General features: G+C 63.9%; 6 protein-coding genes. All 6 read left to right on the plus strand.

Features of this window, described 5'->3' with window-relative positions; translation table 11 throughout:
- Nucleotides 1-260 precede the first annotated feature (260 nt).
- The 6 genes from rpoB (at nucleotide 261) to tuf (ending at nucleotide 13397) form a co-directional block, all read left to right on the plus strand.
- Nucleotides 261-4415 carry a DNA-directed RNA polymerase subunit beta gene (gene rpoB, locus NSQ78_RS04120; protein ID WP_019662235.1) on the plus strand — a complete coding sequence of 1385 codons (4155 nt, stop codon included), beginning with the start codon at nucleotides 261-263 and terminating at the stop codon, nucleotides 4413-4415.
- Nucleotides 4416-4502: 87 nt separating this feature from the next.
- Nucleotides 4503-8726, plus strand: coding sequence for a DNA-directed RNA polymerase subunit beta' (rpoC, locus tag NSQ78_RS04125; RefSeq protein ID WP_049470850.1), 4224 nt, complete (start codon nucleotides 4503-4505; stop codon nucleotides 8724-8726).
- A gap of 284 nt (nucleotides 8727-9010) precedes the next feature.
- Nucleotides 9011-9385, plus strand: a complete 375-nt coding sequence (rpsL, locus tag NSQ78_RS04130; RefSeq protein WP_004145320.1) for a 30S ribosomal protein S12 — start codon at nucleotides 9011-9013, stop codon at nucleotides 9383-9385.
- A gap of 12 nt (nucleotides 9386-9397) precedes the next feature.
- On the plus strand, nucleotides 9398-9871 hold the full coding sequence (gene rpsG / locus NSQ78_RS04135) for a 30S ribosomal protein S7 (protein ID WP_014036101.1): 474 nt from the start codon (nucleotides 9398-9400) through the stop codon (nucleotides 9869-9871).
- A 141-nt stretch (nucleotides 9872-10012) separates the two neighbouring features.
- Entirely contained in the window at nucleotides 10013-12154 is a 2142-nt protein-coding gene (gene fusA / locus NSQ78_RS04140; RefSeq protein WP_049470847.1) for an elongation factor G, read from the plus strand.
- Between the two features lie 52 nt (nucleotides 12155-12206).
- Nucleotides 12207-13397, plus strand: a complete 1191-nt coding sequence (gene tuf / locus NSQ78_RS04145; protein WP_014036096.1) for an elongation factor Tu — start codon at nucleotides 12207-12209, stop codon at nucleotides 13395-13397.
- Nucleotides 13398-13530 lie beyond the last annotated feature (133 nt).

Here is a 13530-nt window from a genome sequence, read left to right on the forward strand (position 1 = left end):
TCGACTGCTGTGAAGGAAGTCGACCAACAGTCGACTCTACCGTTTCAAAAGCAGGAAAAAAGCCCAACACGGGCTGCAGTCAAACCCCGGCAGGCCAGCGCACGGCGCGGCAGCGGGGGCGTGGTAGCAGACGAGTTGGCAGTTGGAAGTAGCGGGAGAAGGCGTGCTGGTGCCGGCAATACCAGCGACTTCCAACTGACAATTTCAAGTTCCCTTCAGGGTCGTGGACGCACGGCCCGCACAACAAGGTGGAAGACCTCATGACGTCCTATTCGTTCACCGAAAAAAAGCGTATCCGCAAGGATTTCGGCAAGCAGCGCTCGATTCTCGAAGTGCCGTTCCTGCTCGCCATCCAGGTGGATTCCTATCGTGAATTCCTGCAGGAAAACGTCGATCCGGCCAAGCGCACGGACCACGGCCTGCATGCCGCGCTGAAGTCGGTCTTCCCGATCGCCAGCTACAGCGGCAATGCTGCCCTGGAATACGTCGGCTACAAGCTGGGCGAACCGGTCTTCGACGAGCGTGAGTGCCGCCAGCGCGGCATGAGCTACGGCGCCCCGCTGCGCGTCACCGTGCGCCTGGTGATCTACGACCGCGAGTCGTCGACCAAGGCCATCAAGTACGTGAAGGAGCAGGAGGTCTATCTGGGCGAAATCCCGCTGATGACCGAGAACGGCACCTTCATCGTCAACGGCACCGAGCGCGTCATCGTCTCCCAGCTGCACCGCTCGCCGGGCGTGTTCTTCGACCACGACCGTGGCAAGACCCACAGCTCGGGCAAGCTGCTGTACAGCGCCCGCATCATTCCTTACCGCGGCTCCTGGCTGGACTTCGAGTTCGACCCGAAGGACGCGCTGTTCACCCGTATCGACCGCCGCCGCAAGCTGCCGGTGTCGATCCTGCTGCGCGCGCTTGGCTACAGCAACGAAGAGATGCTGGCCGAGTTCTTCGAGATCAACACCTTCCACATCAACCCGGATGAAGGCGTCCAGCTGGAGCTGGTGCCCGAGCGCCTGCGTGGCGAAACCCTGGGCTTCGACCTCGCCGACGGCGACAAGGTCATCGTGGAAGCCGGCAAGCGCATCACCGCACGCCACATCAAGCAGCTGGAAGCCTCGGGCATCGCCGCCCTGGCCGTGCCGGACGACTACATCGTCGGCCGCATCCTGTCGCACGACGTGGTCGATGCCTCGACCGGCGAACTGCTGGCCCAGGCCAACGACGAGATCACCGACGAGCAGCTGCAGGCCTTCCGCAAGGCCGGCGTTGACGCGGTCGGCACCCTGTGGGTGAACGACCTGGATCGTGGCCCGTACCTGTCCAACACCCTGCGCATCGACCCGACCAAGACCCAGCTGGAAGCCCTGGTCGAGATCTACCGCATGATGCGTCCGGGCGAGCCGCCGACCAAGGATGCCGCGCAGAACTTGTTCCACAACCTGTTCTTCACCTTCGAGCGCTACGACCTGTCCGCGGTCGGCCGCATGAAGTTCAACCGTCGCGTGGGCCGCAAGGAAACCACCGGCGAAGCCGTGCTGTACGACAGCAAGTACTTCGGTGAGCGCAACGACGAAGAGTCCAAGCGCCTGGTCGCCGCCCACGGCGACAGCTCCGACATCCTGGACGTGATCAAGGTCCTGACCGAGATCCGCAACGGTCGCGGCGTGGTCGACGACATCGATCACCTGGGCAACCGTCGCGTGCGCTCGGTCGGTGAAATGGCCGAGAACGTGTTCCGCGTCGGCCTGGTCCGTGTCGAGCGCGCGGTCAAGGAGCGCCTGTCGATGGCCGAGTCGGAAGGCCTGACCCCGCAGGAGCTGATCAACGCCAAGCCGGTCGCCGCTGCCATCAAGGAGTTCTTCGGCTCCTCGCAGCTGTCGCAGTTCATGGACCAGAACAACCCGCTGTCGGAAGTGACGCACAAGCGTCGCGTCTCGGCGCTGGGCCCGGGCGGCCTGACCCGCGAGCGCGCCGGCTTCGAAGTGCGCGACGTGCACCCGACCCATTACGGCCGCGTCTGCACCATCGAAACCCCGGAAGGCCCGAACATCGGCCTGATCAACTCGCTGGCCGTGTACGCCCGCACCAACCAGTACGGTTTCCTCGAGACCCCGTACCGCAAGGTCGTGGACGGCAAGGTCTATGACGAAGTCGAGTTCCTGTCGGCGATCGAAGAAAACGAGTACGTCATTGCGCAGGCCAACGCGCTGACCGACGCCAAGGGCACCCTGACCGAGCAGTTCGTCCCGTGCCGCTTCCAGGGCGAATCGCTGCTGAAGCCGCCGGCGGAAGTCCACTTCATGGACGTCTCGCCGATGCAGACCGTGTCGATCGCGGCCGCGCTGGTTCCGTTCCTGGAGCACGATGACGCCAACCGCGCACTGATGGGCGCCAACATGCAGCGTCAGGCCGTGCCGACCCTGCGTGCGCAGAAGCCGCTGGTGGGTACCGGTATCGAACGCGCCGTGGCGCGCGACTCGGGCGTGACCGTGAACGCCCGCCGTGGCGGCGAGATCGTGCAGATCGACGCGGCCCGCATCGTGGTCAAGGTCAACGAGGAAGAGATCGTTGGCGCCACCGACGCAGGCGTGGACATCTACAACCTGGTCAAGTACACCCGTTCGAACCAGAACACCTGCATCAACCAGCGTCCGCTGGTCCAGGTCGGTGACGTCATCGCCCGCGGCGACGTGCTGGCCGACGGTCCGTCCACCGACATCGGCGAACTGGCCCTCGGCCAGAACATGCTGATCGCGTTCATGCCGTGGAACGGCTACAACTTCGAAGACTCCATCCTGCTCTCCGAGCGCGTGGTGGAAGAGGATCGTTACACCACGATCCACATCGAAGAGCTGACCTGCGTCGCGCGTGACACCAAGCTGGGGCCGGAGGAAATCTCCGCCGACATTCCGAACGTCTCCGAGCAGGCGCTGAACCGCCTGGACGAGAGCGGCGTGGTGTACATCGGCGCGGAAGTCCGTGCCGGCGACATCCTGGTCGGCAAGGTCACCCCGAAGGGCGAAAGCCAGCTGACCCCGGAAGAGAAGCTGCTGCGCGCGATCTTCGGCGAGAAGGCTTCGGACGTGAAGGACAGCTCGCTGCGCGTGCCGCCGGGCATGGACGGCACCGTCATCGACGTGCAGGTCTTCACCCGCGACGGCATCGAGAAGGACAAGCGCGCCCGCCAGATCGAAGAGTCTGAAATCAAGCGCGTCAAGAAGGACTTCGACGACCAGTTCCGCATCCTGGAAGCCGCCATCTACATGCGTCTGCGTTCGCAGATCGTGGGCAAGGTGGTCAACGGCGGCGCTGGCCTGAAGAAGGGCGACGTGATCACCGACGCCTTCCTGGACGGCCTGAAGAAGGCTGACTGGTTCGCGCTGCGCATGAAGGACGAAGACGCTTCGGAAGCCATCGAGCGCGCGCAGAAGCAGATCCAGGCGCACGAGAAGGAATTCGAGCGTCGCTTCGCCGACAAGCGCGGCAAGATCACCGCCGGTGACGACCTCGCTCCGGGCGTGCTGAAGATGGTCAAGGTGTTCCTGGCCGTGAAGCGCCGCATCCAGCCGGGCGACAAGATGGCAGGCCGCCACGGCAACAAGGGTGTGGTCTCCAACGTGGTGCCGGTCGAGGACATGCCGTACATGGCCTCGGGCGAAACCGTGGACATCGTGCTGAACCCGCTGGGCGTGCCGTCGCGCATGAACATCGGCCAGATCCTGGAAGTGCACCTGGGCTGGGCGGCCAAGGGCCTGGGTCGCAAGATCCAGGCGATGCTGGAAGCCCAGGCCGCGGTGGCCGACCTGCGCAAGTTCCTGGACGACATCTACAACCACGACGACACCAACGTGGCCAACCGTGTCGACCTGTCGCAGTTCAGCGACGAGGAACTGCTGCGTCTGGCCCGCAACCTGACCGACGGCGTGCCGATGGCCACCCCGGTGTTCGACGGCGCCACCGAAGCGGAAATCAAGCGCATGCTGGAACTGGCCGACCTGCCGAGCAGTGGCCAGACCCAGCTGTACGACGGCCGCACCGGTGAAGCCTTCGATCGCCACACCACCGTCGGTTACATGCACTACCTGAAGCTGAACCACCTGGTCGACGACAAGATGCACGCGCGTTCGACCGGTCCGTACTCGCTCGTCACCCAGCAGCCGCTGGGCGGCAAGGCGCAGTTCGGCGGCCAGCGCTTCGGTGAAATGGAAGTCTGGGCGCTGGAAGCCTACGGCGCGGCCTACACCCTGCAGGAAATGCTGACGGTGAAGTCCGATGACGTGCAGGGCCGCAACCAGATGTACAAGAACATCGTCGACGGTGAGCACGAGATGGTCGCGGGCATGCCGGAATCCTTCAACGTGCTCGTGAAGGAAATCCGCTCGCTGGCCATCAACATGGAACTGGAAGACAACTGATCCATGCCGCGCGGCGGCCCCGCCGCCGCGCCGCTGGCAGTGAACTGAAAGCCCATCGACACAGCATTCCTCCTTCTGGAGAACACCATGAAAGACCTGCTCAACCTCTTCAACCAGCAGCGCCAGACGCTGGACTTCGACGCGATCAAGATCGCGCTGGCCTCGCCGGACCTGATCCGTTCGTGGTCCTTCGGCGAAGTGAAGAAGCCGGAAACCATCAACTACCGTACCTTCAAGCCGGAACGCGACGGCCTGTTCTGCGCCGCCATCTTCGGCCCGGTGAAGGACTACGAGTGCCTGTGCGGCAAGTACAAGCGCATGAAGCACCGCGGCGTGGTCTGCGAAAAGTGCGGCACCGAAGTGACCCTGGCCAAGGTGCGTCGTGAGCGCATGGGCCACATCGACCTGGCTTCGCCGGTCGCGCACATCTGGTTCCTGAAGTCGCTGCCGTCGCGCATCGGCCTGATGCTGGACATGACCCTGCGCGACATCGAGCGCGTGCTGTACTTCGAAGCGTACGTGGTGACCGAGCCGGGCCTGACCGCCCTGGAGCGTCGCCAGCTGCTGACCGAAGAACAGTACCTGCAGGCCCGCCAGGAGCACGGTGACGACTTCGACGCCGCGATGGGCGCCGAGGCGGTGTACGAGCTGCTGCGCACGATCGACCTGCAGTCGGAGATGACCCGCCTGCGCGAGGAAATCGCTGCGACCGGTTCGGAAACCAAGCTGAAGCGACTGACCAAGCGCATCAAGCTGATCGAGGCCTTCCTGGAATCGGGCAACCGTCCGGAGTGGATGGTCATGACCGTGCTGCCGGTGCTGCCGCCGGACCTGCGCCCGCTGGTTCCGCTGGATGGCGGCCGCTTCGCGACCTCCGACCTGAACGACCTGTACCGCCGCGTCATCAACCGCAACAACCGCCTGCGCCGCCTGCTCGAACTGAGCGCGCCGGACATCATCGTGCGCAATGAAAAGCGCATGCTGCAGGAATCGGTCGATGCGCTGCTGGACAACGGCCGTCGCGGCCGTGCCATCACCGGTACCAACAAGCGCCCGCTGAAGTCGCTGGCCGACATGATCAAGGGCAAGCAGGGTCGCTTCCGCCAGAACCTGCTCGGCAAGCGCGTCGACTACTCGGGCCGTTCGGTCATCGTGGTCGGTCCGTACCTGCGCCTGCACCAGTGCGGCCTGCCGAAGAAGATGGCGCTGGAGCTGTTCAAGCCGTTCGTCTTCGCCAAGCTGCAGCGTCGTGGCCTGGCCACCACCATCAAGGCCGCCAAGAAGCTGGTCGAGCGCGAAGAAGCCGAAGTCTGGGACATCCTGGAAGAGGTCATCCGCGAGCATCCGGTGATGCTGAACCGTGCGCCGACCCTGCACCGCCTGGGCATCCAGGCGTTTGAGCCGGTGCTGATCGAAGGCAAGGCCATCCAGCTGCACCCGCTGGTCTGCACCGCGTTCAACGCCGACTTCGACGGTGACCAGATGGCCGTCCACGTGCCGCTCTCGCTGGAAGCCCAGCTGGAAGCGCGTGCGCTGATGATGTCGACCAACAACATCCTGTCGCCGGCCAACGGCGAGCCGATCATCGTGCCGTCGCAGGACGTCGTGCTGGGTCTGTACTACATGACCCGCTCGCTGGAGAACAAGAAGGGCGAGGGCATGGCCTTCGCCAACATCGCCGAAGTCAAGCGCGCCTATGACAACCGCGTGGTGGAACTGCACGCCAAGGTCAAGGTCCGCATCACCGAGGTGGTGACCGACGAAGACGGCAACAAGCAGAACAAGACCTCGATCGTGGACACCACGATCGGTCGCGCCCTGCTGGCTGAAATCCTGCCGGAAGGCCTGCCGTTCGCGCTGGCCAACACCGAGCTGACCAAGAAGAACATCAGCCGCCTGATCAACTCCAGCTACCGCCAGCTGGGCCTGAAGGACACGGTCGTGTTCGCCGACAAGCTGATGTACACCGGCTTCGCCTACGCGACCCGCGCCGGCGTCTCGATCGGCATCGACGACATGCTGATCCCGGACGAGAAGAAGGGCATCCTCACCGAGGCCGAAGCCGAAGTGCTGGAAATCCAGGAGCAGTACCAGTCGGGCCTGGTCACCGCCGGCGAGCGCTACAACAAGGTGGTCGACATCTGGTCGCGCACCAACGAGCGCATCGCCAAGGCGATGATGGACACCATCGGTACCGAGAAGGTGGTCAATGCCAAGGGTGAGACCATCGACCAGAAGTCGATGAACTCGCTGTACATCATGGCCGACTCCGGTGCGCGTGGTTCGCAGGCGCAGATCCGTCAGCTGGCCGGCATGCGCGGCCTGATGGCCCGCCCGGACGGCTCGATCATCGAGACGCCCATCAAGGCGAACTTCCGCGAAGGCCTGAACGTGCAGGAGTACTTCAACTCCACCCACGGTGCCCGTAAGGGTCTGGCCGATACCGCGCTGAAGACCGCGAACTCGGGTTACCTGACCCGTCGTCTGGTCGACGTCGCGCAGGACGTGGTGATCACCGAGGTGGATTGCGGTACCACCGAAGGCCTGATCATGACCCCGATCGTGGAAGGCGGCGACGTGGTCGAGCCGCTGAAGGACCGCGTGCTGGGCCGCGTGGTTGCCGAGGACGTGTTCCTGCCGGGCAACGACGAGGATCCGATCGTCACCCGCAACACCCTGCTCGACGAAGCCTGGGTCGCCAAGCTGGAAGATGCCGGCGTGCAGACCATCAAGGTCCGCTCGACCATCTCCTGCGAATCGGCGTTCGGTGTCTGCTCGCGCTGCTACGGCCGCGACCTGGCCCGTGGCCACCTGGTCAACATCGGTGAAGCGGTCGGCGTCATCGCCGCCCAGTCCATCGGTGAGCCGGGTACCCAGCTGACCATGCGTACGTTCCACATCGGTGGTGCGGCGTCGCGAGCTGCAGCGGTCGACAACATCACCGTCAAGACCACCGGCTCGGTCAAGTTCAGCAACCTCAAGTCGGTCGAGCATGCCAACGGCTCGCTGGTGGCAGTGTCGCGCTCGGGCGAAATCTCGGTGCTCGATGCCCACGGCCGTGAGCGTGAGCGTTACAAGCTGCCGTACGGTGCGACCATCACGTCCAAGGACGGTGATGCGATCAAGGCGGGCCAGACCGTGGCCAACTGGGATCCGCATAACCATCCGATCGTGTCGGAAGTGGCCGGCTTCATCCGCTTCATCGACTTCGTCGACGGCATCACCGTCATCGAGAAGACCGACGAGCTGACCGGCCTGGCTTCGCGCGAGATCACCGATCCGAAGCGTCGTGGTACCCAGGCCAAGGACCTGCGCCCGATCGTGCGCATCGTTGATGCCAAGGGCAACGACCTGTCGATCCCGGGCACCGACCTGCCGGCGCAGTACCTGCTGCCGCCGCGTTCGATCGTCAACCTGCAGGATGGCGCCCCGGTGGGCGTGGGCGACGTCGTCGCCAAGATCCCGCAGGAAGCGTCGAAGACCCGCGACATCACCGGTGGTCTGCCGCGCGTGGCCGACCTGTTCGAAGCGCGCAAGCCGAAGGATCCGGCGGTGCTGGCCGAGCGTTCGGGCATCATCAGCTTCGGCAAGGACACCAAGGGCAAGCAGCGCCTGATCATCAAGGACACCGATGGTTCGGAGCACGAAGAGCTGATCCCGAAGTACCGTCAGGTGATCGTGTTCGAAGGCGAGCATGTCACCAAGGGTGAAACCATCGTGGACGGCGAGCCGAGCCCGCAGGACATCCTGCGCCTGCTGGGTGTCGAGCCGCTGGCGGCCTACCTGGTGAAGGAAATCCAGGACGTGTACCGCCTGCAGGGCGTGAAGATCAACGACAAGCACATCGAGGTGATCACCCGCCAGATGCTGCGCAAGGTCGAGATCACCGACCAGGGCGGCAGCAAGTTCCTGAACGGCGAACAGGTGGAGCGTCAGCGCGTTATCGAGGAGAATGCGCGCCTGTCGACCCGCAACGAGCTGCCGGCACGTTTCGATCCGGTCCTGCTGGGCATCACCAAGGCATCGCTGGCGACCGAATCGTTCATCTCGGCCGCATCGTTCCAGGAAACCACCCGCGTGCTGACCGAAGCGGCCGTCCGCGGCACCTCGGACAACCTGCGCGGCCTGAAGGAAAACGTCATCGTGGGTCGCCTGATTCCGGCCGGTACCGGCCTGGCGTACCACAGCAACCGTCGTCGCGGCGCCTCCGGTCTCACCGAGTCGGAGATGCAGACCCTGGCCGGCACCCCGGCCGTCGCCGAGGCCGCAGTGGTTGAAGCTGAAGCTGAACAGGCTTCGGGCGAAGAATGAGGCATCCGGTCCGGCCACACGGCCGGACCACCCCGTCGGTGCATTGACGGGATTGGGAAAGGGCAGGGGCGATCGTCCGCGATCGGCCCGGCCAACCTGAACGGGGTACATGGAGGCCCCCCAGTAACGTCCCGGGATCAGGGGCGGGCTTGACAGGAGGCGTTTGACTGCTTTCCTGGCAGGTTGCTACAATCGTCTGTCTCAGCAGGCCAGAATTTTGGCCTGCTTTAACATTTCCGCATCTCTGGTCGGATTTTCCGGCCACCAATCAGAAGAACCTACTGATGGCGACGATCAACCAGCTGGTCCGCAAGCCGCGGCAAGCGACCACCTACAAGAGTGCCTCGCCGGCGCTCGACAAGTGCCCGCAGCGCCGTGGCGTCTGCACCCGTGTCTACACCACCACTCCGAAGAAGCCGAACTCGGCGCTGCGCAAGGTTGCCAAGGTCCGCCTGACCAACCAGGAAGAAGTGATTTCCTACATCGGTGGTGAAGGCCACAACCTGCAGGAGCACTCCGTGGTCCTGATCCGCGGCGGTCGCGTCAAGGACCTGCCGGGTGTGCGTTACCACACCGTTCGTGGCTCGCTCGACGCCGCCGGCGTTGCCAAGCGTCGCCAGGCCCGTTCCAAGTACGGCGCCAAGCGTCCGAAGGCATAAGGAGAGAGCACTATGTCGCGTAAGGGTAATACTCCGCAGCGTTCCGTCCTGCCCGATCCGAAGCACGGAAGCGAAACCATCGCCCGCTTCATCAACATGGTCATGCAGAGCGGCAAGAAGTCCGTCGCCGAAAAGATCGTGTACGGCGCCATGGACGTGATCACCGAGAAGAACAGCAGCGCCAACGCCATTGACCTGGTGCAGAAGGCTCTGGACAACGTCGCTCCGGCGGTTGAAGTCAAGTCGCGCCGCGTCGGTGGTGCCACCTACCAGGTGCCGGTCGAAGTGCGTTCGTCGCGCAAGATGGCCCTGGCCATGCGCTGGCTGATCGACTCCGCGCGCAAGCGTGGCGAGAACACCATGCCGAAGAAGCTGGCTGCTGAACTGATCGACGCCTCGGAAAACCGTGGCGGCGCCATCAAGAAGCGCGAAGAAACCCACCGCATGGCCGAAGCCAACAAGGCCTTCGCCCACTACCGCTGGTGAGTTTGACGGCCTTGTAAAACAGGCAGGGCAGCGCCACTTAGGTGCGTGCTGCCTCGCGGTCCCAGAAGGACTGCGCCAATCCGAAGGCCGCCGAAAGGCGGCGTTCGGCCATCCGAAATCCAAGAAATCTGAGAGGCTCCCGTGGCCCGTTCCACTCCCATCGAGCGTTACCGCAACTTCGGCATCATGGCTCACATCGATGCCGGCAAGACCACCACGTCCGAGCGCATCCTGTTCTACACCGGCAAGAGCCACAAGATCGGTGAAGTGCACGACGGCGCCGCCACCATGGACTGGATGGAGCAGGAGCAGGAGCGTGGCATCACGATCCAGTCCGCTGCCACCACCGCGTTCTGGAAGGGCATGGACAAGTCCCTGCCGGAGCACCGCTTCAACATCATCGACACCCCCGGGCACGTCGACTTCACCATCGAAGTGGAGCGCTCGCTGCGCGTGCTCGACGGTGCCGTCTTCGTCCTGTGCGCCGTCGGTGGCGTGCAGCCGCAGTCGGAAACCGTGTGGCGCCAGGCCAACAAGTACCACGTGCCGCGCATCGCGTTCGTCAACAAGATGGACCGCACCGGTGCCAACTTCCAGAAGGTCGTCGGCCAGCTGAAGGCCAAGCTGGGCGCCGTTGCCGTGCCGATGCAGCTGCCGATCGGCGCTGAAGACAACTTCAAGGGCGTTGTCGACCTGCTGAAGATGAAGGCCATCCATTGGGATGAGGCTTCGCAGGGCATGAAGTTCGAGTACAGCGACATCCCGGCCGAACTGCAGGCGGCTGCCGAAGAGGCTCGCCAGTTCATGGTCGAGACCGCTGCTGAAGCCAGCGAAGAGCTGATGGAAAAGTACCTGGGCGGCGAAGAGCTGGCCGAGGCCGAAATCATCAACGCGCTGCGTACCCGCACCCTGGCCACCGAGATCGTGCCGATGTACTGCGGCTCGGCCTTCAAGAACAAGGGCGTGCAGGCCATGCTGGACGGCGTGATCCAGCTGCTGCCGTCGCCGGTCGACGTGCCGGACGTGAAGGGCGTGGACGTTGACGACGACACCGTCGAAATGACCCGCAAGTCGGACGACAAGGCTCCGTTCTCGTCGCTGGCCTTCAAGATCATCACCGACCCGTTCGTCGGCGCGCTGACCTTCTTCCGCGTCTACTCGGGCACCCTGAACGGTGGCGACACCGTGCTGAACTCGGTGAAGGGCAAGAAGGAGCGCATCGGCCGCATCCTGCAGATGCACTCGAACAACCGCGAGGAAATCAAGGAAGTTCTGGCTGGTGACATCGCCGCGGCGGTGGGCCTGAAGGACACCACCACCGGTGACACCCTGTGCGCCGTGGACGCGCCGATCATCCTGGAGCGCATGACGTTCCCGGAGCCGGTGATCTCGATGGCCGTCGAGCCGAAGACCAAGTCGGACCAGGAAAAGATGGGTCTGGCCCTGGGCCGTCTGGCGCAGGAAGATCCGTCGTTCCGCGTCAAGACCGACGAAGAATCCGGCCAGACCATCATCTCGGGCATGGGCGAGCTGCACCTGGACATCATCGTCGACCGCCTGAAGCGCGAGTTCAACGTTGAAGCCAACGTCGGCGCGCCGCAGGTGGCCTACCGCGAAACCATCACCCTGGCTGACGTCAAGTCGGACTACAAGCACGCCAAGCAGTCCGGTGGTAAGGGTCAGTACGGTCACGTCGTGATCGAGCTGTCGCCGATCACCGCTGAAGACCGTGCCGATCCGAAGCTGGCTCCGGCCATCAAGGACGACTTCCTGTTCATCAACGACATCACCGGCGGCGTGATCCCGAAGGAATTCATTCCGTCGGTTGAAAAGGGCCTGCGCGAAACCATCACCAGCGGTCCGCTGGCTGGCTTCCCGGTCGTGGACGTCAAGGTGAAGCTGGTGTTCGGTTCGTACCACGACGTCGACTCCTCGGAAATGGCGTTCAAGCTGGCTTCGTCGATGGCCTTCAAGCAGGGCTTCGCCAAGGCCAAGCCGGTGCTGCTGGAGCCGATCATGAAGGTCGAGATCGTGACCCCGGAGGATTACCAGGGTGACGTGATGGGCGACGTCAGCCGTCGTCGCGGCGTGCTGCAGGGTTCCGACACCACCGGTGACGGTTCGGCCAGCATCATCAACGCGATGATCCCGCTGGGTGAAATGTTCGGCTACGCCACTGCGCTGCGTTCGCAGACCCAGGGCCGCGCCACCTTCACCATGGAATTCGATCACTACGAGCCGGCTCCGACCAACATCGCCGAAGCCGTCATGAAGAAGGGCTGAGCCTCGCTCAGCCTCTCTTGAAACCACTTACGAACAATCAAGGTATAGAACAATGGCAAAGGGTAAGTTCGAGCGCACCAAGCCGCACGTCAACGTCGGCACCATCGGTCACGTCGACCACGGCAAGACCACGCTGACCGCCGCACTGACCAAGATCGGTGCCGAGCGCTTCGGTGGCGAGTTCAAGGATTACTCCTCGATCGACGCCGCGCCGGAAGAAAAGGCTCGTGGTATCACGATCTCGACCGCGCACGTCGAATACGAATCCCCGATCCGTCACTACGCCCACGTTGACTGCCCGGGCCACGCTGACTACGTCAAGAACATGATCACCGGTGCCGCCCAGATGGACGGCGCGATCCTGGTGTGCTCGGCCGCTGACGGCCCGATGCCGCAGACCCGTGAGCACATCCTGCTGTCGCGCCAGGTCGGCGTGCCGTACATCGTCGTGTTCCTGAACAAGGCCGACATGGTCGACGACGCCGAGCTGCTCGAGCTGGTCGAGATGGAAGTGCGCGAACTGCTGAGCAAGTACGAGTTCCCGGGCGACGACACCCCGATCATCGCCGGTTCGGCCCGCCTGGCGCTGGAAGGCGACCAGAGCGACATCGGCGTGCCGGCCATCCTGAAGCTGGTCGACGCGCTGGACAGCTGGATTCCGGAGCCGGAGCGTGCGATCGACAAGCCGTTCCTGATGCCGGTGGAAGACGTGTTCTCGATCTCGGGCCGCGGCACCGTGGTGACCGGTCGTATCGAGCGCGGCGTGATCAAGGTTGGCGACGAAATCGAAATCGTCGGCATCCGTCCGGTGCAGAAGACCACCGTGACCGGCGTTGAAATGTTCCGCAAGCTGCTGGACCAGGGTCAGGCAGGCGACAACGCTGGCCTGCTGCTGCGCGGCACCAAGCGTGACGACGTCGAGCGTGGCCAGGTGCTGGCCAAGCCGGGCACGATCAAGCCGCACACCAAGTTCGAAGGCGAAGTGTACGTCCTGTCGAAGGACGAGGGCGGCCGCCACACCCCGTTCTTCAACGGCTACCGTCCGCAGTTCTACTTCCGCACCACCGACATCACCGGCGCCGCTGCACTGCCGGAAGGCGTCGAAATGGTGATGCCGGGTGACAACGTCAAGATGGTCGTCACCCTGATCAACCCGGTGGCCATGGACGAAGGCCTGCGCTTCGCCATCCGCGAAGGCGGCCGTACCGTCGGCGCCGGCGTGGTCTCGAAGATCATCGAGTAATCTGGTAGTATCTGCGCCCCGATGTTGCCTGGGTAGGGCATCGGGGCGTATCAAATGGGAAAGCAGGCACAGGACGTGCCTTGTGTTCCCCGGACCAGGAAGGGTCAATGCCATTCAGGCGGCGTCAACAGGC

It is taken from the genome of Stenotrophomonas sp. FSL W7-1447, assembly GCF_037966425.1.
GTDB lineage: Bacteria > Pseudomonadota > Gammaproteobacteria > Xanthomonadales > Xanthomonadaceae > Stenotrophomonas > Stenotrophomonas pavanii.